Source organism: Bradyrhizobium sp. IC4060 (assembly GCF_020193715.1).
GTDB classification, from domain to species: Bacteria; Pseudomonadota; Alphaproteobacteria; order Rhizobiales; family Xanthobacteraceae; genus Bradyrhizobium; species Bradyrhizobium yuanmingense.
The window spans coordinates 1-24,312 of the sequence record NZ_JADYVJ010000007.1 but is presented as its reverse complement, the minus strand read 5'-3'; the positions used below and the strand labels follow the sequence as shown (position 1 = coordinate 24,312).

The 24,312-nt window shown below is 65.0% G+C and carries 26 protein-coding genes and 1 pseudogene; 15 read left to right on the top strand and 12 right to left on the bottom strand.

All coding sequences use genetic code 11. The features are described 5' to 3' along the window. Positions 1 to 81 precede the first annotated feature (81 nt). Complete coding sequence (locus tag I6F16_RS22515; RefSeq protein WP_109145194.1) at positions 82 to 714, top strand: TetR/AcrR family transcriptional regulator; 633 nt, start codon at positions 82 to 84, stop codon at positions 712 to 714. A 754-nt stretch (positions 715 to 1,468) separates the two neighbouring features. Further along, the gene (locus I6F16_RS22510; RefSeq protein ID WP_225114001.1) at positions 1,469 to 1,684 is read left to right on the top strand and encodes a hypothetical protein; all 216 of its coding nucleotides are present in this window, start codon (positions 1,469 to 1,471) and stop codon (positions 1,682 to 1,684) included. A gap of 193 nt (positions 1,685 to 1,877) precedes the next feature. Here the strand turns inward: I6F16_RS22510 and I6F16_RS22505 are convergent, their stop codons facing one another. Further along, positions 1,878 to 2,255: a PRC-barrel domain-containing protein gene (locus I6F16_RS22505; RefSeq protein WP_074448090.1), complete on the bottom strand. Its 378-nt coding sequence runs from the start codon at positions 2,253 to 2,255 to the stop codon at positions 1,878 to 1,880. 221 nt (positions 2,256 to 2,476) lie between these two features. On the opposite strand from I6F16_RS22505, the gene I6F16_RS22500 reads away from it, so the two are divergent. Beyond that, the gene (locus I6F16_RS22500) at positions 2,477 to 2,884 is read left to right on the top strand and encodes a DUF4864 domain-containing protein (RefSeq protein WP_225114000.1); all 408 of its coding nucleotides are present in this window, start codon (positions 2,477 to 2,479) and stop codon (positions 2,882 to 2,884) included. A gap of 74 nt (positions 2,885 to 2,958) precedes the next feature. Here I6F16_RS22500 and I6F16_RS22495 read toward each other — a convergent pair whose 3' ends face one another. Beyond that, positions 2,959 to 4,251: an MFS transporter gene (locus tag I6F16_RS22495; protein ID WP_225114057.1), complete on the bottom strand. Its 1,293-nt coding sequence runs from the start codon at positions 4,249 to 4,251 to the stop codon at positions 2,959 to 2,961. Between the two features lie 121 nt (positions 4,252 to 4,372). Here I6F16_RS22495 and I6F16_RS22490 point away from each other — a divergent pair, with 121 nt between their 5' ends. The 8 genes from I6F16_RS22490 (at position 4,373) to I6F16_RS22455 (ending at position 11,761) form a co-directional block, all read left to right on the top strand. Next, a complete protein-coding gene (locus tag I6F16_RS22490) occupies positions 4,373 to 4,819 on the top strand; it encodes a hypothetical protein (RefSeq protein WP_225113999.1) in 447 nt (148 codons plus the stop codon). 76 nt (positions 4,820 to 4,895) lie between these two features. After that, positions 4,896 to 5,177, top strand: coding sequence for a hypothetical protein (locus I6F16_RS22485; RefSeq protein ID WP_225113998.1), 282 nt, complete (start codon positions 4,896 to 4,898; stop codon positions 5,175 to 5,177). A gap of 9 nt (positions 5,178 to 5,186) precedes the next feature. After that, complete coding sequence (locus I6F16_RS22480; RefSeq protein ID WP_036011842.1) at positions 5,187 to 6,614, top strand: TolC family protein; 1,428 nt, start codon at positions 5,187 to 5,189, stop codon at positions 6,612 to 6,614. 14 nt (positions 6,615 to 6,628) lie between these two features. Continuing rightward, a complete protein-coding gene (locus I6F16_RS22475) occupies positions 6,629 to 7,963 on the top strand; it encodes a copper oxidase (RefSeq protein ID WP_036011845.1) in 1,335 nt (444 codons plus the stop codon). Positions 7,964 to 7,995: 32 nt separating this feature from the next. Then, on the top strand, positions 7,996 to 8,451 hold the full coding sequence (locus I6F16_RS22470) for a cupredoxin family protein (protein WP_036011860.1): 456 nt from the start codon (positions 7,996 to 7,998) through the stop codon (positions 8,449 to 8,451). A gap of 17 nt (positions 8,452 to 8,468) precedes the next feature. Then, the gene (locus I6F16_RS22465; protein ID WP_036011848.1) at positions 8,469 to 8,771 is read left to right on the top strand and encodes a copper-binding protein; all 303 of its coding nucleotides are present in this window, start codon (positions 8,469 to 8,471) and stop codon (positions 8,769 to 8,771) included. Between the two features lie 353 nt (positions 8,772 to 9,124). Beyond that, complete coding sequence (gene flhA, locus I6F16_RS22460) at positions 9,125 to 11,266, top strand: flagellar biosynthesis protein FlhA (protein ID WP_036036007.1); 2,142 nt, start codon at positions 9,125 to 9,127, stop codon at positions 11,264 to 11,266. A gap of 294 nt (positions 11,267 to 11,560) precedes the next feature. After that, complete coding sequence (locus I6F16_RS22455; protein WP_036011854.1) at positions 11,561 to 11,761, top strand: hypothetical protein; 201 nt, start codon at positions 11,561 to 11,563, stop codon at positions 11,759 to 11,761. Positions 11,762 to 12,036: 275 nt separating this feature from the next. Here the strand turns inward: I6F16_RS22455 and I6F16_RS22450 are convergent, their stop codons facing one another. The 6 genes from I6F16_RS22450 to fliI all read right to left on the bottom strand — a co-directional run bounded on the left by I6F16_RS22450 (position 12,037) and on the right by fliI (position 18,169). After that, positions 12,037 to 13,257: an FAD-dependent oxidoreductase gene (locus I6F16_RS22450; protein WP_225115053.1), complete on the bottom strand. Its 1,221-nt coding sequence runs from the start codon at positions 13,255 to 13,257 to the stop codon at positions 12,037 to 12,039. Between the two features lie 113 nt (positions 13,258 to 13,370). Continuing rightward, entirely contained in the window at positions 13,371 to 14,330 is a 960-nt protein-coding gene (locus I6F16_RS22445) for an AraC family transcriptional regulator (RefSeq protein ID WP_225115054.1), read from the bottom strand. Between the two features lie 151 nt (positions 14,331 to 14,481). Further along, complete coding sequence (locus I6F16_RS22440; protein WP_225115055.1) at positions 14,482 to 15,543, bottom strand: anti-sigma factor; 1,062 nt, start codon at positions 15,541 to 15,543, stop codon at positions 14,482 to 14,484. Between the two features lie 37 nt (positions 15,544 to 15,580). Beyond that, entirely contained in the window at positions 15,581 to 16,126 is a 546-nt protein-coding gene (locus I6F16_RS22435) for a sigma-70 family RNA polymerase sigma factor (RefSeq protein ID WP_225115056.1), read from the bottom strand. Positions 16,127 to 16,302: 176 nt separating this feature from the next. Beyond that, positions 16,303 to 16,722 (bottom strand): flagellar export protein FliJ, encoded by a 420-nt coding sequence (gene fliJ, locus I6F16_RS22430; RefSeq protein WP_025032035.1) that lies wholly within the window; start codon positions 16,720 to 16,722, stop codon positions 16,303 to 16,305. A gap of 121 nt (positions 16,723 to 16,843) precedes the next feature. Continuing rightward, complete coding sequence (fliI, locus tag I6F16_RS22425) at positions 16,844 to 18,169, bottom strand: flagellar protein export ATPase FliI (protein ID WP_036011877.1); 1,326 nt, start codon at positions 18,167 to 18,169, stop codon at positions 16,844 to 16,846. Between the two features lie 448 nt (positions 18,170 to 18,617). On the opposite strand from fliI, the gene I6F16_RS22420 reads away from it, so the two are divergent. The 4 genes from I6F16_RS22420 to I6F16_RS22405 all read left to right on the top strand — a co-directional run bounded on the left by I6F16_RS22420 (position 18,618) and on the right by I6F16_RS22405 (position 21,434). After that, positions 18,618 to 19,319 carry a response regulator transcription factor gene (locus tag I6F16_RS22420; RefSeq protein ID WP_016848562.1) on the top strand — a complete coding sequence of 234 codons (702 nt, stop codon included), beginning with the start codon at positions 18,618 to 18,620 and terminating at the stop codon, positions 19,317 to 19,319. A gap of 164 nt (positions 19,320 to 19,483) precedes the next feature. Next, positions 19,484 to 19,888: a DUF350 domain-containing protein gene (locus I6F16_RS22415; RefSeq protein WP_036011880.1), complete on the top strand. Its 405-nt coding sequence runs from the start codon at positions 19,484 to 19,486 to the stop codon at positions 19,886 to 19,888. Position 19,889: 1 nt separating this feature from the next. Then, positions 19,890 to 20,270 (top strand): hypothetical protein, encoded by a 381-nt coding sequence (locus tag I6F16_RS22410; RefSeq protein WP_074448088.1) that lies wholly within the window; start codon positions 19,890 to 19,892, stop codon positions 20,268 to 20,270. 3 nt (positions 20,271 to 20,273) lie between these two features. Beyond that, a complete protein-coding gene (locus tag I6F16_RS22405) occupies positions 20,274 to 21,434 on the top strand; it encodes a glutathionylspermidine synthase family protein (protein ID WP_036011885.1) in 1,161 nt (386 codons plus the stop codon). 158 nt (positions 21,435 to 21,592) lie between these two features. On the opposite strand, the gene I6F16_RS22400 is transcribed toward I6F16_RS22405, so the two are convergent. The 4 genes and pseudogenes from I6F16_RS22400 to I6F16_RS22385 all read right to left on the bottom strand — a co-directional run. Further along, on the bottom strand, positions 21,593 to 22,465 hold the full coding sequence (locus I6F16_RS22400; RefSeq protein WP_225115057.1) for a protein-glutamate O-methyltransferase CheR: 873 nt from the start codon (positions 22,463 to 22,465) through the stop codon (positions 21,593 to 21,595). Next, positions 22,462 to 23,649, bottom strand: coding sequence for a chemotaxis response regulator protein-glutamate methylesterase (locus tag I6F16_RS22395; protein WP_225115058.1), 1,188 nt, complete (start codon positions 23,647 to 23,649; stop codon positions 22,462 to 22,464). The genes I6F16_RS22400 and I6F16_RS22395 overlap by 4 nt, the downstream gene beginning before the upstream one ends. A 75-nt stretch (positions 23,650 to 23,724) precedes the next feature. Beyond that, the gene (locus I6F16_RS22390; protein WP_007600538.1) at positions 23,725 to 24,090 is read right to left on the bottom strand and encodes a response regulator; all 366 of its coding nucleotides are present in this window, start codon (positions 24,088 to 24,090) and stop codon (positions 23,725 to 23,727) included. 72 nt (positions 24,091 to 24,162) lie between these two features. Continuing rightward, positions 24,163 to 24,312 (bottom strand): annotated as a pseudogene (locus tag I6F16_RS22385) (chemotaxis protein CheW); the annotation flags it as partial.

Here is a 24,312-nt window from a genome sequence, read left to right as displayed (position 1 = left end):
CGTGCGTCACCAACGCGATGCAGCCCTGCGCGGGTCCGGCGAGGGTTCAATCTAACCAATTCGTGATCTACATTGCGCGCCATGGACGACCACACCGACCAGACCCGCAAACCCCGCGCCGATGCCGTGCGCAATCGCGAGCGCGTGCTCGAAGCGGCAAAGCTGGTGTTCAGCGCGGGCGGTTCGGAGGCGAGCCTGGAAGCGGTGGCCAAGCGCGCCGGGGTCGGCATCGGCACGCTGTATCGGCATTTCCCGACGCGCGAGGCCTTGTTCGAGGCGGTGTACCGCCGCGAGGTCGAGCAGCTCAGCGAGCTGGCCGAGCAGTTGAAGAATGCCAAGGATCCGGTCGAGGCGCTGCGGCGCTGGCTGCGCTCAGGGGTCGAGTTTGTTGCGACAAAGAAGGGGATGATGGCAGCGCTGGCGCTCGCAGTGCAGAGCGGGTCGGAGCTGCATGCCTTCTCCTTCGAGCGTCTGACCAAGGCGATCGGCTCGCTGCTGGACCGGGCGGTCGCAGCCGGCGAGATGCGCGCCGACATCAGCCCGGAGGATCTGCTGCGCGCCTTCTTCGGCATGTGCTACGTGCACGACCAGCCCGGCTGGCAGGCGACCGCGCTGCGCCTGCTCGACGTGTTCGTCGACGGCTTGCGCGTGCGGCCGCCCAGCAAGGCCCGCTCGTCGATGACGACAAAGCCTGCGACGAAGCGAAAGCGCTAGGCTGGAGCTTGCCGATGGGAGCCGCTGACCCCGAGCGGACTTCGCTAAACATGGAACTGTTGTCACCTAATCCAATTTAAAGGATCATTTGATACATCGCTTCGACTTGCGACATGGCAGGTTCAGGCATGGCGCCAGTTCTCAATTTGCCCCGGCTCACCAATTCGCTCAGACAGGATCGTCTGGCGCTTCAACGTGCCCGCGAGGTCGTGGCGGAGGCGACCGAGGTGCTTCAACGCTGTCCAAGGCCGGATACGTTTCTAGGCCGTAAGACTCAAGAGCCGTTTCCGAATGAGGACGAAACAAAGTTGACCAGGGTGGCGCAGCGTTCAAGCCGCGAGCCGTTTCCAAGAACGTAAAGGCTTCATTAACACACCTGAATGCACTTCCGGGCCGTGGCAGGCATATCGGCCTCATCGGAAAACCGGATTAGACAATGCTGGCCAGACCAGATGCTAGAGCGAGCCGATGGATGCGAAAAGCTTGCTGACCTAACGCGCGACAACGTGGTGGCCCATAGCCTGCGCGAAGCCGCCCGGCAATGGCGAGCCATGGCCGTGCAGCAGGACTTGCTGAAGCGCGAACCGACCTATCGCAGATCCGTAACCGCTCTGATTAGAGCAACTTCAAAGGATTGCTGCGCCGAGTTTGCTGAGATAACTTGCCTGTCATCACCGGCCAAGGCCGTGCCGTAGGCGTCGGTGGCTGAGAGACCAATCGTGCTCCCGCCTGCATCTATGCATGGGAGCGACAAATGGATCGCGCCATGGCGCTTCGCCATCTGGCGGAAGCCGAAGAGCACATTTCACTGGCCGACCGACACCTTTCCGAGCAGGAGGTTCGAATTGCGGACCTTGAGCTTTCGGGGCACGACACGAGCTTGGCTCGCGCTATCGGCGAAACATTTCGGCTGACACTGGCGCGGCACCTCGCGCACCGCGATCACATCTTGAGGGAGTTGACACCGTAGCTCTCGGCCCGTGCTTTCGAACATCCCTTCGATCAAAACGCCAACTATGGCGCAGTATGATCTCGCCATCCGCACTAAACAGGGTAGCGCCATTTCAACGCGACGCAGAATCAGCTTCTGGCCGATCGGCGACTTGCACGACCTCTGATGTTTGTGCCGCCGTCAGTTCAGCTGTCCTGACGCGCCGCTGGCGTTATAGGCCACCTCGCCCTTCCCAGTAGGTTGGCGTTCCATAATACCGGTGAGTTCGCGTTTCCCAGTCTCGATCTTCCCAGGAGTCATCGCTGAACTCAGGCGCATCCCTCAGTTGTTGCTCGGTGATATTGGTTCGGAAACCGTCAAGCGACGTGTCATATTTCAGAGCGCCCCAGGGAATCGGGTAGTGGCTGTGACCCAAGCCCACAAATCCACCAAAGCTCATGACCGCATAAGCCACGCGGCCTGACACCTTGTCGATGATGAGGTGATCAATCTCGCCGATATTCGTCCCATCTGCTCCATAGACCTCGGTTCCCTCAATGTCCTCGCTTGAGATGCAGTGATGATCCGGATGTGCTGTTGCACGGGCCATGACTTTGCTCCTTGGTAAGGTGGTTTTGCCGGCTTAACTCGGCCATCGCGGAGCCGTTCCTGCCTTAGGAGAACATGTCGCAGCTGCCTACTGTTGCGCCGCTGTCCCGGATGAGTCGGCATCTGGAGCGTTCAAACCCAGCGCGTGATATCTGAGTACACGCCCTGGCGGCACAGATGTGCTAGGATCGCCTTCGCCGGGTATTCAACGCGGAGCCTGTCATGCGCATCGCAGCCTTGCTGGTCGCTCTCATCATTGTTGCCTGTCATCATTCAGCGTTTGCCGGCGATGTCGCGGCTGCCCAGAGCATCATCCGCGCCCAGGAGCAGGCCTTCGTTCGCGACGATGCTGCGGCGGCTTATTCCTATGCGGCGCCGGCGATCAAGGAGATCTTTCCCGCGCCCGACATCTTCATGTCCATGGTGCAGAACGGCTACGCGCCGGTCTATCGTCACAAGAGCTTCGAATTCGGCGAGAGCAAGAGCGATGGGGGCTGGATCGCCCAGCGCGTTCATATCGTCGATGCCAATGGCGAGGCCTGGGAGGCGCTCTACACGCTCGAGCAGCAGGGCGACGGCAGCTACAAGATCACCGGCTGCTCGCTGCTGAAGGCGGGACAGGCGGTTTAAAGCATGATCCGGACCCGGAGGGCCGCGTTAGCGCAAAGTGTGTAGCGGTGTTCCGAAAAGTCCATGCTCAAACCTTAAGTGGCAAAACCCGGGCCGGTCTTGACCGAGCCCATCCGCGCGCGGATCAAGAGCAGCACGACGATGCCGATGTTCAGCGCATTCCAGGCGACGCCGTTGGCGAATGCCGCCGCATACGAGCCGGTGGCGTCGAAGATCACGCCGGACACCCAGCCGCCGAAGGACATGCCGAACACGGAGGCAAAGATCACGATGCCGACGCGGGTCGCGGCCTCGCTCGCCGGCATCGCCTCGCGCACGATGATGGCGTAGCTCGGCACGATGCCGCCCTGGAACAGGCCGAACATCGCGGAGATCAGATAAAGCGAGGTCAGGCTGTCGAAGAACAGATAGAACACCAGCGCAAAGCCCTGCGCCAGCGATCCCACCAGCAGCGTATAGATGCCGCCGATCTTGTCGGCGAGGTAGCCCGAGCCGATCCGGCTGACGATGCCGCAGCCCATCATCAGGGACAGCATCTCGGCGCCGCGAGCGACGCCATAACCGAGATCGCCGCAATAGGCGACGATGTGCACCTGCGGCATCGCCATCGCCACGCAGCAGGAGATGCTGGCGATCGAGAGCAACACGGTCAGCGTATTCGTCGACAGCCTGAGATCGACCCGCGGCGGCGGCGCGTTGGCATGATCGTGGACCGTGTCGCGCCCCATCTGCGCGCGCAGGATCAGCACCAGCACCGTCATCAGGCCGGCGCAGACGATGCCGATGCCGATATGGGTGTAGCGCCAGCCGATCTCCTGCGCGCCCCAGCTCACGATCGGCGGCCACATCGCGCCGGCGACATAATTGCCGCTGGCGACGATGGTCACGGCAAGACCGCGATAGCGCTCGAACCAGTGCGAGGCTTCGGCCATCAGCGGCGCGAAGGTGGCGGAGGTGCCGAGCCCGATGAAGAAATAAGCCGCCACGAACTGCCACAGCTGGCCCGACAGGCCCGCGAGCACGTTGGCAACGCCGAGGAAGGCGATGCTGATCGCCATCGCCGGAACGATGCCGAATCGGTCGGTGATCTTGCCGGCGATCACGCCGCCAAGCCCGAACCCGAACATCATGAGGGTGAAAGCCAGCGACACTGCGCCGCGCGTGGCAGCGAACTCGACCTGCACGATCGGAATCACGACCACGACTGCCCACATGCCGACGGCCCCGATCGAGCCGATCAGGAGCGCAATGACGAGCCGCACCCAGGCCTGACGGGAGTCAGGGGTGAAGGCGTCAGGTGTTTGCCCTGGATGATTTGGCGCGTGCACGGCAGGACCATGTTCGCGGACCGCCGCATGGTCAACCATCTTGCCGCGATATTGGGCATGCGCGGTGCGCTGCGGTAATAAGCTCTTGGCGAATGCGTCTTTTGCCATTAGTTTGCAACAAGCGTGTGCAACATTGCCGCGCGAGGAGCCTATCAGCGGAATGTTGATGCGATTGACGCGATCGATGCGGATCAGGGTGGGGCGGATCATCGCCCTCGCCTATCTGTTCTGCGTGCTCGCGCCGGCCGCAAGCCTCGCCTGGGGCAGTGCTGCGCCCTGCCTCGGCGACGATGCCCAGGCTGACCTCGTTCCGGCGCATCACCATATGGCTGCGAGCCATGATATGGCAGCGAACCCTGGCGATATTCCGCACGAGCACGCGGGAACCCCTTCGGAGACCGCTGCGAAGGACGCACCTGCTCCGAAGCATCACGACGGCAAGGGAACAGCGGGCCCCTGCTGTGCGATGATGTGCGTCAGCGCGCTGCCGGCCGATCTGCCCAGCGTCGCCACGCCGCTCCGGCCGATGTCGACCTGTGCGCCCGAGATCGTGCCCAGCCTGCACAGCGCGGCGCCGCCCCAGCACTACCGTCCCCCCATCGCCTGATCTGACATGACGGCGTCGGTTTCGATGCGCGCTTTTGCGCGCGCGAACCTGTGGTCTCCAGATCAGGAATTAAGACATGGTTGCGCTTTCCGGGGCGAAATCTGCCGCATCCGCGGTGGGTGATCGACACTCACGTTTCACTTGGCTGCTGCTGGCCTTTGCCGGGCCGACGCTGTCCGGCTGCGTGCCGACAACGACGCACATGGCCAGCGCGGATCCCGCAGATCCGGCGGCGAAGGTGGCCCCAATCGGCTATCGCTCGACCATCGCGCCCTATACCAGCCTGCGGCCTGCGACCCCGGCACCCTGGCGTGGCCGCAACGAGGCGGTGACGCCGCAGCCGAAGCAAGAGCGGTAGGAGCGCGCCATGTCACAGCATTTTGCGCGAGGCCTGCTCGTGCTCGCCGCGCTCGGACTTTCCGGCTGCGCCGCGTTCTCGCCCGACAGCGGCATGAGCGCGGTCTCCGATCTGACGAGCCAGGCCATCAACAAGGACGTCGCCTTCGTGCGCTCGGCCGAGGGTGCCGCCGCGGTCGATGCCCGCGTCCGCCAGCTGCTCTCGCGCACGCTCAGCGTCGACGCCGCCGTGCAGATCGCACTGCTCAACAACAAGGGACTGCAGGCCGCCTACAACGAGCTGGCGCTGGCGGAGACCGAGCTGGTCGAGCAGAGCCTGCCGGCCAATCCGGTGTTCGCAGTCTCTCGCATCACCGGCAATGGCGCCAGCGAGATCGAACGCCAAGTGGTCGGCGACATCCTCGCGCTCGCCACCCTGCCGTTCCGGTCCGAGATCGCTCGGGAACGCTTCCGCGGAGCGCAGCTGCGCGCCGCGCTGGCGACGCTGCGGCTCGCCTCGGACGTGCGCCGCGCCTATGTCCGTGCGGTTGCCGCCAACGAGATGGTGGGGCTGCTGACCGACGCGAAGGCGACGGCGGAATCGACCGCACAGCTCGCGCTCAAGCTCGGCGAGACCGGCTCGCTCAACAAGCTCGACCAAGCCCGCGAGCAGGTGTTCTATGCCGAGACCACCGCCGACCTCGCCAGCGCGCGACAGGCAGCGGGAAGCGCGCGCGAAAGGCTGGCGCGCCTGATGGGGCTGTGGGACGACGGTCTCGACTTCCGCCTGCCCAATCAACTGCCGCCGCTGCCGCGCCGGCCGCTGGCCCTCCCCACGATCGAGGCCGATGCGGTCGCGCATCGCCTCGACCTGCAGGTCGCGCGGCTTGAGCTGGCCGCGCTGGCGAAGGCGCTGAACCTCACCGAGGCGACGCGCTTTGTGACGCTGCTCGATATCGCCGGCATCTCCCGCCGCACCCAGGATCCGGAAGGGCCGCCGTTCCGCGAGCGCGGCTTCGACCTGCAGTTCCAGATTCCGATCTTCGACGGCGGCGAGGTGCGCGTGCGCCAGGCCGCCGAGACCTACAACCTCGCGTTCAATCGCCTGACCGAGCGGGCCGTCAATGTGCGCTCCGAGGCGCGCGACGCCTATCGCGTCTACCGCTCCACTTACGACATCGCCGGCCACTACCAGCGCGAGATCATCCCGTTGCGAAAGATCATCACCGAGGAGATGCAGCTGCGCTTCTCCAGCATGCAGGTCGACATCTTCGCGCTGCTCACCGAAGCGCGGCAGCGCCTCGCGGCGCTGCGCGGCGCGATCGACGCCAGGCAGAGATTCTTCCTCGCCCAGGCCGATCTGCAGACCGCGGTCAACGGCGGCGGTCTGCCCGCCGGCGGCGCCGACAATCCAACCACCGTTGCCGCGGCAGCTCCTGCCGAAGGCGGCGGCCACTAAAGACGGAGGCCAAGATGTTTTCTCGCCGAGGATTTTTAGGCACCGCCGCGCTTGTCGGCGCATCGGCCATTCAAGGCCGCGTCCAGGCCGCGTCTATCCCGGAAGCCCCCACCATGGACAAGGTGGTGATGCAGCCGCCGCTGCATCCGACCAGCGGCCCGGATTATCGCCCCGTGGTCACGCTGAACGGCTGGTCGCTGCCGTTCCGCATGAACGGCGACTGGAAGGAATTCCATCTCGTCGCCGAGCCGGTGGTTCGCGAGTTCGCGGAAGGAATGAAGGTGAATTTGTGGGGCTACAACGGGCAATCGCCGGGCCCGACCATCGAGGCCGTCGAGGGCGACAAGGTCCGCATCTTCGTCACCAACAGACTGCCCGAATACACCACGGTCCACTGGCACGGCATGATCATCCCGAGCGGCATGGACGGCGTCGGCGGATTGACCCAGCCGCACATCCAGCCGGGCAAGACCTTCGTCTACGAGTTCGAGATGAAGAAGAGCGGAACCTTCATGTACCACCCGCATTCCGACGAGATGGTGCAGATGGCGATGGGCATGATGGGCATGTTCATCGTGCACCCGCGTGACCCGAGTTTCCGCGCCGTCGACCGCGACTTCGTGTTCGTGATGAGCACTTATCGCGTCGACCCCGGCACCTACCTGCCGCACGTCAATGAGATGACGGACTTCAACATGTGGACCTGGAACGCGCGGGTCTTTCCTGGAATCGATCCGCTGCCGGTCAGGCTCGGCGACAAGGTGCGCGTGCGCATCGGCAATCTCAGCATGACCAACCATCCGATCCATTTGCATGGCCACAGCTTTGCGGTGACCTGCACCGATGGCGGCTGGATTCAAGAGAGCGCGCAGATCCCGGAGACGACCACCGACGTCCCGGTCGGCGCCATCAGGGTGTTCGACGTGCTCGCCGACAATCCCGGCGACTGGGCGTTCCATTGCCACAAGTCGCACCACACCATGAATTCGATGGGACACGACGTGCGCAACCTGATCGGCGTGTCGCGCAAGGACCTCGCCAAGGCCGTCGGCAAGCTCGCGCCCGACGGCATGGCCATGGGCTCGACCGGCATGGCGATGGGCAACATGGAGATGCCTGCTCCCGACAACACGCTGCCGATGATGACCGGCACCGGCCAGTTCGGGCCGATCGAGATGGGCGGCATGTTCACCGTGATGAAGATCCGCGAGGACCTCGCGCGCGACGATTACCGCGATCCCGGTCCGTACAAATTCCCGAAAGGCACTGTCGCCTACGAAGTCGCCGCACCCACCCCGGAGCCAGCGCGGCAGAAATCCGGCAGTCCGCCGATGAAGCACAAGATGTGAGCGTTTCGATGAACCACCAACCGGAGACCACGATGAAGACCACGATCAGGCTCGCCCTCGCGCTGGCTGCGCTTTCCACCGCGCCAGCCTTTGCGCACGACAAGCACGGGCACGGAAACTATTCAGCCGGCGAGCCCGGCGATCCCAAGAAGCCCGCGCGCACCATCGAGATCCTGATGAACGAGATGGACTACACGCCCGCGAAAATCGAGGTGAAGCGCGGCGAGCAGATCCGATTCGTGCTGCGCAATGTCGGCAAGGAGGACCACGAATTCCTGCTGGCCACGACCAAGGAGAACCTCGCGCATGCGGATCAGATGAAGAAGCATCCGCACATGGAGCACGACGAGCCCAATGCGGCGCGGCTTGCCCCAAAAAAGACGACCGAGATCCTCTGGAAGTTCAGCAAGCGCGGCACCTTCGAATATTCGTGCCTCATTCCCGACCATCGCGAGTACGGCATGGTCGGCCAGGTCACCGTGAAGTAACGCGAAAGGAGATCCACATGAACCGCATCATCCGTATCGCTTCGGCGCTGGCGCTGACCGTCGGCCTTGCGACTGCAACCCTCGCCGCCGAGGGCGCCGCGATCAGCGGCGAGGTGAAGAAGATCGACGAGGGCGCCGGCAAGATCACGCTCAGGCACGGACCTGCGAAGAGCCTCGGCATGGAGGACCCCATGACCATGGTCTATCGTGTCAAGGATCCCGCCATGCTCAAGCAGGTGAAGGTCGGCGACAAGATCACCTTCGAGGCCGAGGAAGCGGCGTCGGGCTACACGGTGACCAAGATGCAGAAGGCGAAGTAGGGCCTTTTTCCGCGACAGTCATTCCGGGGCGCGCCTCTTGGCGCGAGCCCGGAATCCATTGCACCACCATACCTGCGGCCCGATGGATTCCGGGCTCGATGCTCCGCATCGCCCCGGAATGACAACCCGCCCCCGAAACACGCCGGTCTGAGCTCCTCCCACCCCCTCCGTTAACGCTTTGCTAACCATACACCGGGCAAAAATTGCCGGGTGAAGTCGAGTGTCGTCAGCCGCGTAGAACGGGAGCTCCCGTGGACGCCAGTGCGGTGCCTCACTTTCGGAACGGCGGCCCGTCGGCCGCCGCGCAGACGTTTGGGGCGCGCGGACGGCAGTCGCGCGGGGAGGCAGCTACCATGGTCGACGTCACGGCAGGACAGGGCGTAGGCAGCGCAAGGCCCTCGATCCCTTCCCTCAATGACATCGTCACCGTCCTCAAGCGCGGCGACATCGCGCTGGCGCTCGGCGTTCTCACCATCCTGGTGGTGCTGATCCTGCCGCTGCCCGCGATCGTGCTGGACGTGTTCCTGGCGATCTCGATCACGCTCTCGATCCTGATCCTGATGACGTCGCTGTTCATCCAGACGCCGCTGGAGTTCTCGGCCTTCCCGACCGTCCTCCTGATCTCGACTATGCTGCGGCTCTCGCTCAACATGGCCTCAACCCGGCTGATCCTGTCGCACGGGCACGAGGGCACGGCCGCCGCCGGTCACGTCATCGAGGCCTTCGGCAACTTCGTGATGGGCGGCAATTTCGTCATCGGCATCATCGTCTTCGCCATCCTGATCATCGTCAATTTCGTCGTCATCACCAAGGGCTCGGGCCGCATCGCCGAAGTCGCCGCCCGCTTCCACCTCGACGCCATGCCCGGCAAGCAGATGGCGATCGACGCCGACCTCGGCGCCGGCCTGATCGACGAGAAGGTCGCCAAGGAGCGGCGCAAGGAGCTCGAGGACGAGAGCGGCTTCTTCGGCGCCATGGACGGCGCCTCCAAGTTCGTCCGGGGCGACGCCATCGCCGGCCTCCTGGTCGTGTTCATCAACGTCGTCGGCGGCATCATCATCGGCGTCGCGCAGCAGGGCATGTCCTTCGCCGACGCGGGGCGCACCTACACGCTGCTGACCGTCGGTGACGGCCTTGTCACCCAGGTGCCGGCGCTGATCGTCTCGACCGCGGCCGGCCTGCTCGTCTCCAAGGCCGGCGTCTCCGGCGCCGCCGACAAGGCGCTCATGAAGCAGTTCTCCGGCTATCCGCAGGCGCTGGCGATGTCCTCGGCGGTGATGCTGGTGCTGGCGGCGCTGCCGGGCATTCCGACCCTGCCCTTCCTCGCGCTCGGCGCCGGCGCCGGCGCGCTGGCCTGGAACGCCCGCAACCGCAATCGGGTGGCGGCCAAGGCCGAAGCAGCCGTTCATGCGGCGCCCGCGCCGGGAACGCCGGGTGCGCCAGGCGCTGCCGCGACCGAAGAGCCGATCTCGGCCGCGCTCAAGATCGACGACCTCAAGATCGAGCTCGGCTACGCCCTGCTGCCGCTGGTCAACGGCCCCGACGGCACCGACCGCCTCACCGAGCAGATCAAGGCGCTGCGCCGCTCGCTCGCGATCGAGATGGGCTTCGTGATGCCGGCGGTGCGCATCCTCGACAACGTCCAGCTCGAGGCCAACACCTACATCATCAAGATCAAGGAGGTCGACGCCGGCACCGGCAAGATCTGGCCGAACCAGTTCATGGTCATGGATCCCGGCGGCAGCCAGGTGCAGGTGCCCGGCATCCACACCACCGAGCCGACCTTCGGCCTGCCCGCAACCTGGGTCGATGCCAGCCTCAAGGAAGAGGCCTCGCTCAAGGGCTACACCGTCGTCGACGCCGCGACCGTGCTCTCGACCCATCTCACCGAGCTGCTCAAGGCCAACATGTCGGACCTGTTGTCCTACGGCGAGGTGCAGAAGCTGCTCAAGGAGCTGCCGAAGGAGCAGAGCGAGCTGGTCAAGGACATCGTCCCGGGCCAGGTCACGGTCTCCGGCATCCAGCGCGTGCTGCAGCTGCTGCTCGCCGAGCGCATCTCGATCCGCGACCTCTCGACCATCCTCGAAGGCATTGCGGATTCCCTCGCCTTCTCGCGCAACCCCGCGACCATGGTCGAGCACGTCCGCGCCCGCCTAGCGCGGCAGATTTGCGCGCAGAACACCTCCTACGCCGGCTATCTGCCGCTGATCGCACTGTCGGCGAAATGGGAGCAGGCTTTTGCCGAATCCATCATCGGCCAGGGCGAGGAGCGGAGCCTTGCCATGCAGCCCTCGAAACTTTCGGAATTCATGACCGCCGTGCGCGAGGCTTTCGAGCGCGCCGCCCGCGAGGGCGAGGCGCCGGTGCTGGTCACCTCCGCTTCCATTCGACCCTTCGTGCGGTCGCTGGTGGAACGGTTCCGGGCCCAGACCACCGTGCTGTCGCAGGCCGAAATCCACCCCAGGGCGAGGCTGAAAACCGTCGGAAGCATCTGATTTGCCTTAAGAAGCCGTGTGTTTTTCAGCCACAGGCAAATGGTTTTTGAGTTCCTGGCGCCTTGTCCCCCAAAGGCCTCAAAAGCCCGGCATAGGCTCATTACAGCTTTGAAATAATTATACAAAAGAACGATCAAGGGTCGCCTTTGATCGCGATCTATCACGTCATATCACGCCCTTGTGATGGCCCCTTGGGAACGAATCCCCCCGATACTAGGTTGATGGGCACCGGAAGCATGAACCTGCCTCAAACGGCCGGCGACTACTTCGGGTAGATGGCGGCAGGAGGCTTCCATGAACCACTCGATTTACAGCGCAGATCGCGCGACCCATTTGAAAATCGTGGTCGTCGCCCTCGTCGCAGGGATCGCGGTGGCTGGCCTCGGCATTACGGCACGCTCGGGTTCGGATGAAGGCCTGACCCAGACCGCCCGCGTCATCAAGGCCGGCAAGCCGGTCGTTGTCACCAGTTCGAACGCGTCCCTCGTTCGCTAAGGAGATCTGACGAGTTTTGTGAATTCACGCGGCTCTTTACCAGCCCCCCAAAGTCGCCACGTGGATATGTAGACGACCCCAACCCCAAGTCGACTACAGAAAGCGCCCGCCCCCCACGGGCGCTTTCCCATTTCTGGTATCTCGTCATTGCGAGCGCACGCGCGTCCAATTCGTCATTGCGAGCGCAGCGAAGCAATCCAGACTGCCTCCGCGGAAAGACTCTGGATTGCTTCGCTGCGCTCGCAATGACGGAGCAAGCGGCACGGCCCTGCCAACTACCTTCCCCCATACGTCGGCGGCGGCGCCTGCACGGTCGGCGCGGCCGCCGCGAACAGCTCGTCCTTGTGCCCCGAGAGCGGCGGATAGATGCGCTTGCGGTTGATGGTCTGTTTGGTCGCCTTTGCCGCCGCGCCGGTGGCACGGACCTCGCGATTCCATCCTTCGGTATAGAGCGCGCCCCAGCCGCCGAGGTCGAGCACGGTGACGTACCAGTCGATCCGCAGCGGCAGCATGGGCAGGCCGACGAGATCGGCGACCACGTTGTGGCCGGCGAAGCGGCCCATGGGACGGGCGAACTGGCAGGACATCACCGTCGGATGCAGCCCGTCGATCACGCTCGAGGCGACGTCGCCGGCCGCGAACACGCCGTCGACATCGGCCACGCGCATGAAGGGATCGACGAGGAGACGCCCGAGGGAATCGCGCCCGCCCGGAAAGCTCGCGGCCAAAGGGCTTGCCCGCATGCCCGCGCACCAGATCACCGTCCGTGCCAGAATGAATTCGCCCGAGCTCAGGCGCATGCCCGCGGCCTCGATCGCGGCGACACGCACGCCGAGCCGCGTCTCGATGTCGAGCGAAGCCAGGGCCGTCTCGATCACCGGGCGCGCGTTCGCGCCGATGCTGGCGCCGACGCTCGGATTGGGATCGACGAGGACGATGCGGCGGCGGCCGGTGATCCCTGCGCGCGCCAACTGGTCCGGCATCTCAGCTGCGACTTCGATGCCGGTGAAGCCGGCGCCGACCACGACCGCCGTTGAATGGCCCGGAGACGGCGCGCTGCGTCCGAGCGAAACCAGATGATCTTCAAGGCGGAGCGCCGCGGCATAGGTGTCGACGTCGAAGGCGTGCGCGGCAAGGCCGGGAATGTCGGGACGCATCACCGCGCTGCCGAGCGCCAGCACGAGGCGGTCATAGTGCAGCGTCTCCTTGCCGGCGCTGGTGACGAGCGAGATTTCGCGCCGGGCCGGATCGATCGCCTCGACCTCGCCAAGGCCGTGGCTGACGCCGATCGGATCGAGCAATTGCGGAAGCGGAAGCGCGACCTCGGCGAGATCGGCCTCGTAATTGCGCACGCGGATATTGTGATAGGGATTGCGGTCGACGAGACGGATCTCGATGTCGCGATCGCTCGCACCGATCTCCTCGCGCTTGCGCGCGGCGCCGATGGCCGCCCACAACCCCGCAAACCCGGCGCCGAGCACGACGATACGCGCCATCTCCGCCTACTGCGCTCTCCAGACACCCGCGGTCAGCCCGCAGAAACAGACTAGCTCAACAGCAGGCGGCGACCAAATGCGGCGGCGTCCGCGCCGCTGCACAAAATCGCGATTTACGCCTCGCGCAGCTCCGACGGCGTCGTGCCGAAGCGCTTGCGGAAGGCGCGGTTGAAGTAGGACAGATCGGAGAAGCCGGAGGAATGCGCGATGTCGCTGATCTTGCGCATCCTGGCGCGGGGATCGCCGAGCAGCTTGCGCGCGTGGAGCAGGCGCTGCTCCAGCACGAATTCGGTGAAGGTCGTGCCGGCCTGCTCGAACAGGCGCTGGGCCTGGCGCGGGCTCAAGCCCGAGCGCGTCGCAACTTCGGCGAGGCAGAGATCGTTGCGGCCGAGTGCGGCCATCACGTCGGCGCGCATGAGATCGAGGCGCGCCGCCGCCTGCCCGCGGCCGCGGGCGCGGCTTGCGTGCTCGGCATCGGTGCCGAGCAGGAGACCGACGAGATCGACCATGTGCTGCGCGGTCAGGCGCTGGCCGACCGCATCGAGATGCGGCGCGTGATTGGCGGCGAGCGCGTGGTAGCGGAAGATGGTCTCGGCGACTGCGCCGTCGACGAGCACCTGCGAGAGCTTGTCCTCGGCGCGTGGATTGATGTCGAGCAGCGCACGGCGCGGCATGCGAATGCTGGTGAAGCGGTCTGCCTCGGTGTGGCCGACGGTCCCGGTCACGCTCATGTCGACGAGCACCATCTGGGCGGGCGTGAGCTCGACGGTGTGGCCGTTTTGCCCGACGCGGACGAGCCCTGCGTGGGCCGCGATCAGGACGAGATCGTCGCTGCCGTCGGCAAGGTGGCTCTGCGTGCGGGAATATTGCGCCGAGGCGCCTTCCGGAATGGCGAGCGTGATGTTGTCGACGACGCTGATCTGCAGCCGGCAATCGATGCTGTCGCCATGGCTCGGCCCGATATCGAGGCCGCAGCGACCGACGGCCCGCTCGCGCCAATGCTCGAAGGCCGGACCGTGCGGCAGGCCTGCATATTGGTGAAGGAAGATGCCCGGCGTTCTCGCTGCATCCATCTGATTTTCTCGCCCTTTCCGGCATCAATCGCGTTCAAATTCCGGGAATTTGACGCCGTGGACCGAGGCGAGGTTCAAATCGAGGGCGGATTCGGGAGCACTTGTCGGGCTGCGACAGCGGGATGGACCGTGGCGACAGTCGCCGTGGCACCTATTTTTGCGCGGGCGCCTGCGGTTGGGCCGGCGGCACGGTCTCGATCAGCTTGCCGGAAAACACCGGGGCGGAGGTCGGCTGGCCGTTCGGCGAGCCGCCCGCCTGCTCGATGGTGACGGCGAAGGTCGCGCTATTGACGACCTCGGCATCGTAGGAGGCGAGCAGTGGACGCGCGGTGAAATCGCCGGCGCCGATCACGCCGAGCGAGCGCGGGCGCGGCAGCTTGTCCGAGATCAGCCAGAGCTCGAAGCTCTTGCCGGGCTCCGGCGTCGCGCCGACCTTCCGCACCGTGAAATTCCGCGTCGCGCCGTCGATGGTGAGGATGAAGGCGGGGCCACCGCCCTGGCCCTGCAGCAGCGCAACATATTGCGCGGAGGCGGCGAGCGGCGCGGCCGGCGTCTTCACCTCGACCGTCTGGATGCGCGGCGGGGGACGCAAAGCGCCCGGCAGCGCGTCGGGCAGCAAGATCTGCAGCGACAGCGTTACGAGCAGCGCGGCCGCGAGCGCGCCCATGGCGGAAGCGATGGTGCGCCAGCGCTTCACCCGTCTCTCGAGACGAATCACATTGCTGTCGTCGACCACCGGCGCTTGGGCCGCACGGACGAGGTTGGCATCCGGCGCATGGACTTGCGGGATGAATTGCGGCGCGATGTCCGGAACAGCATCAAACTCGGGACGCGGCGCCTCAGGCGCGGCGGCTTCGGGCTGCTGCACCTCAGCCGACTGCGAGCTCTCGGGCGGAGATTCCGCAGCTGCCAGTGAGGGCGTCTCGGGCACAGGCGGCTGTGGTGGCGGCGAAGCTTCGGCAGGCGCAGGCGGCTCCTGCGCGGCGATCGTGCGCGCGATCTCCGCCCTGATGTTCTCCCACACGATCGGACGCGGCTCGACCGAGCCGACCATCTGGTTGAGCACGCCGAGCCGATAGGCCCACGCCTGCACGATCTCGGCGAACGCCGGGTCCACCGCCATCATGGTCTCGACCTGCGCGCGCTCGTCGGCGCCGAGCGTCCCGAGCGCATATTCCGCGGCGAGCGCGATATGGTCCTCCGTGTAGGCCATCAATTGCAGTCCAGAACCACCCTCATCATCCAAGCGATCACAGTCCGAGGCACTCCCGGATATCCAGCATGCTGCGCCGCAGCCACGTCTTCACCGTGTTGACCGGCGCTGAAAACTTCTCCGCCAATTGCTCGCGGCTCCACCCGTTGTAATAGGCGAGCAGCACGAGCCTCTGACGGCCCGGCTCGAGCCGGCCGATGCATTCCAGGAGCCGCTTCAGCTCCTCGGTCATCTCGCGGCGGGCCAGCGGATCGGGACTTTCGGCCGCGACTTCCATCGCCTGAGGCTCTTCCTCGATGGAGGCTTCCGACTTCTTGCGGACGATGTCGATGGCGCGGTTGCGGGCGATCGAGGCCATCCACGTGATCGGCGAGGACAGGGCCGGATTGAACTGGCCGGCGCTGTTCCAGATCTTGACGTAAGTCTCCTGAATGACCTCCTCCGCGAGATCCTGCCTGCGCAAGATACGGAGCACGACGCCATAGAGTTTCGCGCGCGTGGCGGCGTAGAGGCGCTCGAACGCGGCCTGATCGCCCTTCGCCACCGCCTCAATCAACCCGACCAGCTCCGCTGGCGTCAGCATTCAGCCCCCCAACACGCGGCCGTCGCGTTCGGCGCAGACCCCGGCACCGCACCACCATAGCGCGCAGCCAAGCCGACCACCAAGGGGCGCGGCGCCACACTGTGGACAGCACATGCGAAAACCCGGACCTTGCGGGTCCGGGTTCTGGAATTCCTAGATGATCTGGTGCTAGCGGCTCAGGCGACGGCGCCGATACGGGCACGCATCAGGCCGATGCTGTCGAGGTCAGCCTGCTCGCGGGCGTTCTCCTCGGCACGCTCGCGGGCCTGGTCGCGCTCGTCGAGCAGCTCGACCTTTTTCAGTTCCTCGAAGGCCTCGGCCAGTGCGGCCTTGGCTTCCTCGAGCTGGCCCTTGAGCTCGTCGGCCGAGCGGGTCAGGTTCTCGCGGCGCTGGATCGCGGCTTTGGCGTAGGTCGGGTAGGCGAAGTGCGAGGGATCGTTGATCCCGGCGCGCTCCTGCTCGGTCTGGATCTCGCGTTCGAGATCGACCGACATGCGCTGGAAGTCGGCGATCATGGTCTCGATCTGGGTGACCCGGCGGCGCTTCTCGTCGACCTGAAACTTCTTCAGGCGGATGAGGGTATCTCGTGACTTCATCGACTCGTACTCCCCAGAAGTCCCCCCGCTGCACGTGGGACGATACCGGTCACCCCACGGGCCCGAAGGGGGCCCAGACCGGCTCTGCTACTCTGTGGGATCGGATGATGACCGGACAAAGTTAGCGTTCCGTTTCCAAATTGCCGAGGATTTGCGCCAATTGGCGATAGCCCTCCGCGAGCGATGCCTTTTCGTCCTTGCGCTGGCGCAGGAAGGCTTCCAGCGGCTCGTTGAGGCGGATGGCCTCGTCGACCTCGGGACTGGAGCCGGCGCGGTAGGCGCCGAGACGGATCAATTCCTCCATGTCGGCATAGGTCGCCATCACCTGGCGCGCCCGCTGGATCACCGGCCAGAACTGCGGATCGGCCGATTTCGGCATCGTGCGCGAGACGGATTTGAGAATGTTGATCGCGGGATAGCGGCCGCGCTCGGCGATCGAGCGCTGCATCACGATGTGGCCGTCGAGGATGCCGCGGACGGCATCGGCGATCGGCTCGTTATGGTCGTCGCCGTCGACCAGCACCGTGAAGATCGCGGTGATGGCGCCCTCGCCCAATCCCGGCCCGGCACGCTCCAGCAGCTTCGGCAACTCGGTGAAGACGGTCGGCGTGTAACCCTTGGCCGTCGGCGGCTCGCCGGCAGACAGGCCGATCTCGCGCTGGGCCATCGCAAAGCGCGTCACCGAGTCCATCAGGCAGAGCACGTCCTTGTCCTCGTCGCGAAAATATTCGGCGACCGCGAGCGTGAGGTAGGCCGCCTGGCGGCGCATCAGGGCCGGCTCGTCGGAGGTCGCGACCACCACGACTGAGCGCGCAAGGCCCTCCTCGCCGAGATCGTCCTGCAGGAATTCCTGCACCTCGCGGCCGCGTTCGCCGATCAGCCCGATGACACTGACATCGGCATCGACGTTGCGCGCCAGCATCGACAGCAGCACCGACTTGCCGACGCCGGAGCCTGCGAAGATGCCCATGCGCTGACCGCGGCAGCAGGTGAGGAAGGTGTTCATGGCGCGCACGCCGAGGTCGAGCGGGCTGCCGACGCGCTTGCGCGAATGGGCGGGCGGCGGCGTATTGCGGAACGGCATCGGCGAAGAGCCCTGCGGCAGCGGCCCCTTGCCGTCGATCGGCTCGCCCAGCGCATTGACGACGCGTCCCAGCCAGGCCGCGGACGGCCTCACCTGGTTGGCGGCATTGGCGATGACCGCCTTGCAGCCGCGGCGCACGCCCTCGAGGCCGGCGAACGGCATCACCACGGCATTGTTGCCGGAGAAGCCGATCACCTCGCACGGAATGGTGCGGTTGGCGCCGGTCTCGATCACCAGCCGCGCGCCGACCGACATCGCGTGGATAGGGCCGGCCACCTCGACCATCAGACCGCGAACGCCGACCACGCGGCCATAGATGTTGATGCCGTCGATGTCGCCGATCTGTTCGGCCAGCGCCTTCATCGGGGGGCCTTCATCAGCAGCGCACCTTCATATGAGGGTCCTCATGAGATGGTCGCCTTCGGTGATCCCGGGACATCACGGTGAAAACCTTAAGTTTCGCCATATTTCTGAACGGCGCTTAACTTCGTGTTTACCCGCATCATTAATCATTGCGTCACTGTCTTTGAGACTGAGCGTGCCTCCCCTTCAGAAGAAGGCTGAGTCGCGGGAGTCGGTTAGGCCCGTCTCTTAAAGTGGAGCTTGAACGGAATCGGGTAACGAAAGCTGCTTCGTACGCAAGACCTTAGGGCGATTCGACAAAAATTGCACCGGGGGGACTTGCGTTCCAGAATCAGACTTTGTTAACCATCTGTTGTCAGGATCCGAATCAGTTGTTCAAAGGCGTTTTGTTGAGTGCCGCGAATGCGGCCGACCTGACGCCCAGGAGCGGCGACTATGGGGAACTGGCATGCGCGTTTTGCTGATTGAAGATGACAGCGCCGTCGCGCAGTCGATCGAGCTGATGCTGAAGTCGGAGAGCTTCAACGTCTACACGACCGATTTGGGGGAAGAAGGCGTCGATCTCGGTAAACTATACGATTACGACATTATTCTCCTCGACCTCAACCTGCCCGACATGTCCGGCTACGATGTGCTCAAGCAGCTCCGGGTCTCCAAGATCAAGACACCGATTCTGATCCTCTCCGGCCTCGCCGGCATCGAGGACAAGGTCAAGGGTCTCGGCGTCGGCGCCGACGACTACATGACCAAGCCCTTCCACAAGGACGAGCTGGTGGCCCGCATCCACGCCATCGTGCGCCGCTCCAAGGGCCATGCCCAGTCGGTCATCCAGACCGGCGACCTCGTCGTCAACCTCGACACCAAGACGGTGGAAGTCGGCGGTCAGCGCGTGCATCTGACCGGCAAGGAATATCAGATGCTGGAGCTGCTCTCGCTCCGCAAAGGCACGACCCTCACCAAGGAAATGTTCCTCAACCACCTCTATGGCGGCATGGACGAGCCCGAACTGAAGATCATCGACGTCTTCATTTGCAAGCTCCGCAAGAAGCTCGCCAACGCCTCCGAGGGCCGCAACTTCATCGAGACCGTCTGGGGCCGCGGCTACGTGCTGCGCGAGCCGCACGAGGCCGACGAGCGCATCCCCGCCTGATCCCTGGGTTACGTCGCGAGCCCAGTCAGGCTCGCTCCTCCCAGCCTGGACCCCGCCGCAAATGGCGGGGTTTTCGTTTTTGGGGGGACGCTTCATTGGAAGCTTAACGTTTGAACCCCTAGCCTTCCCCTGCCGACGAATGGTCGCTGCACGATGGGGGAACGATGATCCTGCAATCACTCGCCGGCCTGCCCGCCTTCCTGGTCTATTTCTGCACCGGGCTGATCGTGATCGTGGCCTATCTGTTCGTCTACACCCGCATCACGGCGCATAACGAATTCCAGCTCATTCGCGACAACCAGCCGGCCGCGGCGATCGCGCTTGGGCTCAGCCTGCTCGGCTTCGTGGCGCCGCTGGTCAGCGCCATCGCGCATTCGGCCAACGTGCTGGACTGCCTGATCTGGGCGACGATCGCGCTGATCGTGCAGGTCATCGTATTCTATCTCGTCAAGGTTCCGGTGCCGGACTTGTCGAGGCGCATCGATGACGGCGAGCTTGCCCCGGCGATCTGGCTCGGCCTGTCCTCGCTCGCCGCGGGCCTGCTGAACGCCGCCAGCATGATCTACTGACATGGCCGACAAACCCGCGAAGAAGGAGTTCGGCAAGCGCCGGCCAGTCGCCGAGCCGCCGCGACCGCCGGTGAAGCGCTCCGGCCACGTCGCGCTGCTGGTGATGGGCACGATCGCCGTCGGCACCACGGCCTATACCTTGATGCCGCGGCAGAACTGCGAGCCCACGCCCGGCGCCGTGCCGGGGCAGACGACCACGACCTGCACGAGCAGCAGCAGTTCGTCGGGCGGCAGCAGTTCGCGCTGGTCGTCGCGATCGAGCTTGTTCAGCGGCGATTCCTCCAGCCATTCCTCGTCGGGAACGTCGTCCAATGTCAGCCATAGCAGCGTGAGCCGCGGCGGCTTCGGCTCGTTCGGCCACGGCTTCTCGGGCGGCGGCTGATCCATGCAGCGCATCACCTGCCTCGAGCGCGACGACTGGCGGGAGACCGCCGCACGATGCGGCTTCGTCTTCCACACCATCGACGGCGAGCGCTATTGGGACGAGCGCGCCTATTATGGCTTTACGCTGGAGGAGATCGAGCGAGGCATCGAGGCGCCGACCGGCGAGATCGACGCGATGTGCCTGGAACTCGCCGGCCGCGTCATCGGCGACGAGCGTTCCTTGCGACGGCTGAAGATTCCGGAAGCGTTCTGGGGCCTGATCGTCGAGAGCTGGAAGCGCGACGACCGCAGCCTCTACGGCCGGCTCGATCTGAGGTTCGACGGCAAGTCGCCGGCAAAGCTGCTCGAATACAACGCGGACACGCCGACCTCGATCTTCGAGGCCGCGGTGTTCCAATGGACCTGGCTCGAACAGGCGATCGAACGCCGCGTCATCCCCTCGCGTGCCGACCAATTCAACTCCATCCACGAGCGGCTGATCGCGGCATGGAAGGAGATCGCTGGGAGCCGTCACGTCCATCTCACAGGGATCACCGGCAACGAAGAGGACGCCGGCACGCTCGCTTATCTCGAAGACACCGCGCGCCAGGCCGGACTCTCGACGACGCTGCTCGACATCGAGCAGGTCGGCTGGCGCGACGAGGCCGGCGGCTTCGTCGATCTCGGCGAGAACGACATCGCGCTCGCCTTCAAGCTCTATCCCTGGGAATGGATGTTCCAGGACGCCTTCGGCGCAAAGCTGAAGGATGCGCCAACGCGCTGGATCGAGCCGCCGTGGAAGGCGGTGCTCTCCAACAAGGGCATCTTGCCGCTGCTCTGGGAGATGTTTCCGAACCATCCCAATCTGCTGCCGGCCTTCTTCGAGGACGATCCGCGCGCCGCCGAGCTCGGCACGTCCTATGTGCGCAAGCCGCTGCTGTCGCGCGAAGGCGCCAATGTCACGCTGGTCTCCGGCGGCATGCCGCTCGACGAGCAGACGGGGCCGTACGGCGCCGAAGGTTTCGTACGTCAGGCGCTGGCACCGCTGCCGAACTTTTCGGGCTGCTATCCGGTGATCGGAAGCTGGCTGGTGAACCACGAGCCCTGCGGGATATCGATCCGCGAGGACGAGAGCCCGATCACGGGCAACCGCTCGCGGTTCTTGCCGCATGCGATTTTGTGATTTTCTCATTCCGGGGCGCGACAAAGTCGCGAGCCCGGAATCCATAACCACAGTCGGATGAAATGGCCCTGGTCTAACCGCCTGCCTATTTCGATGGCCTGTGGTTATGGATTCCGGGCTCCGCGCTTATGCGCGGCCCCGGAATGACAAAGAGAACTTCATCTCGCCGCGGCGACCTTCAGCGGCTGCGGCATCAATCCGCCCATCGGACGGCCGGAGCGCGCGGGGTTGAGCTGATAGAGGCCGCGGCGATCGGCGATCGGGCGGAATGCATCGGTGATGCCGACGACGGATTCGGCAGCGCCCAGCAGCAGCGTGCCGTCGGCTTCCATTGCCTTCGCCATGCGCTCGAAAATCACCGCCTTGGTGTCCTGGTCGAAATAGATCAGCACGTTGCGGCAGAAGATCACGTCGAACGTGCCGAGATGGGAGAAGTCCTGCAGCAGATTGAGCTGGCGGAACTGCACCATGGCGCGAATGTCGGCGTTGAGCTGCCAGAGCTCGCCGGTTTGCGTGAAGTATTTCACCAGATGCTGGATCGGCAGGCCGCGCTGCACCTCGAACTGGCTGTAGAGGCCCGCCTTGGATTTCTCCAGCACCTCCTGCGACAGATCGGTGGCGACGATCTCGATGCGCCACCCCGCGAGCGCCGCGCCCATCTCCTTCACGCACATCGCGATCGAATAGGGCTCCTGCCCGGTCGAGGCGGCCGCCGACCAGATGCGAAGCGACTTGCGCGCCGCGCGCGCCTGGATCAGGCCCGGCAGGATGGTGCCGCGCAGGTGATCGAACGGAATCTTGTCGCGGTAGAAGAACGTCTCGTTGGTGGTCATCGCTTCGACCACGTCGGTCGCAAGCCGGCCGTCGCCGTTCCTGATCTTCAGGACGAGGTCGGGGATGCCGGGAACGCTTGCCTTGCGGGCGAGCGGCAGCAGCCGGCTCTCGACCAGATATTGCTTGTCGGCGGAGAGATCGAGACCGGAGCGCTCTTTCAGGAACTTGCGCAGATAGTCGTAATCTGCGGGCGTCACGAGCGGTCTCCAGCGAACAGGCGGTTGACCTTGGCGCCGATCTGGTTGAGCGGCAGGATCGCCGCGCAGATGCCGGCATTGGCCGCCGCGCCGGGCATGCCCCAGACCACGCTGGAGGCTTCGTCCTGCGCAATCACGCTGCCGCCGGCCGCGACGATGTCCTTGCCGCCGCGCATGCCGTCCGAGCCCATGCCGGTCAGGATCACCGAGAGGATGTTGCCGTGCCAGACGTCGATGGCGGAGGTGAAGAGCGGATCGACCGCAGGCTTGCAGAAATTGACGGCGGGGCCGTCGTCGAGCGCGATCACAGGATCGGCGCCGCTGCGCGTGACGCGCATGTGCTTGCCGCCCGGTGCGAGGTAGATCCGTCCCGGCTTGACCGGCTCGCCGTCGACCGCCTCGGCCGCCGGCCGGCGGCTCGAGCGCGCCAGATGCTCGGCCAGGATGGTGGTGAAGGTCGGCGGCATGTGCTGGGTGATCAGCACCGGGAAGCGATCGATCACGGCGCTGAGCTCGGTGACGAGCGACATCAGCGCCTGAGGACCGCCGGTCGAGGAGCCGATCAACAGCACCTTGGGCGCCTGGGTCGAGAACGGACGCGTTGACACCGAGCCTGACGAGGGGGCCGGAGCGGGCGCAGGCGCGGCAGGCCGCGCGACAGGACTGCGCGCGACGGGAGCCGGGCTCGCCGGCGCCAGCGGCGGACTCGCAACCGCAGACTTGCGACGCAGCCGCGCGCCGAGATGGCGGATCTTCTGGATCAGGTCGTGATGGAAAATGTCCGCGGCCGACGCCTCACGCGTCGATTCCGGCTTGGGAATGTAGTCGGCTGCGCCGAGCGACAACGCCTTGAAGCTGATCTCCGCGTTGCGGCGGGTCAGGGTGGAAGCCATGATGATGACGAGATCGCGCTTCTTGGCGAGCAGTTGCGGCAGCGCCGAGAGGCCATCGAGCTCGGGCATTTCGATGTCGAGCACGGCAACATCGGGATTGATGCGGTCGAGCTGGTTGACCGCCTCGAGCCCGGTGCGCAGCGAGGCCGCGACCTCCATGTCGTGCTCGGCACCAATCCAGCGCGAGATCAGACCGCGGATGACGACCGAGTCGTCGACGATCATCACCCGCAGCGGCCCGGTTTCGCGCGACGTGCTCGTGGTCGAATTACCTGCGAACGCAACACTCATTACACACCAACTCAGACTGAAACGGTTCAGTTGAAAACAAGCGCCGAAGGATCCGTTCAGCCTCCGGGAGATCGCTCAGATCAGGCCGACTTCCTGAAATTTCGCCGTCACGATGTCCTTGTCGAACGGCTTCATGATGTATTCGTTGGCGCCGGCGTGCAGAGCGCGCGCGATATGCGCGACGTCGTTCTCGGTGGTGCAGAACACCACCTTGGGCTGGTCGCCGCCGGGCATGCGCCTGAGATGGCCGAGGAACTCGTAGCCATCCATGACCGGCATGTTCCAGTCGAGCAGCACCGCGTCCGGCAGGCCGCGCTTGCAGGCCTCCAGCGCCTTCTCACCGTCCTCGGCTTCGAGGATTTGGAAGTCGAGCCCCTCCAGGATCCGGCGCGCAACCTTTCGGATGACGCTGGAATCATCAACGACGAGACAAGTTCGCATGTGAACCTCTGCTTCCTTTCCCCTTTGCGGGGCACTTCCAATCGCAAGTCCCTCGGCGGCAATGCCGCCGTATCAGGCCGCCATCATCTCGGGCGCGAGCTCGAGGACGCGGTCGACGTCGAGGACGACCATGAGCTGTCCGTCGAGGCGGTGGACGCCGCCGGCGAGCTTGGCCATGCGGGGGTCGAGGTTGACGGGGTTTTCTTCCTTACCGTCCTCGGG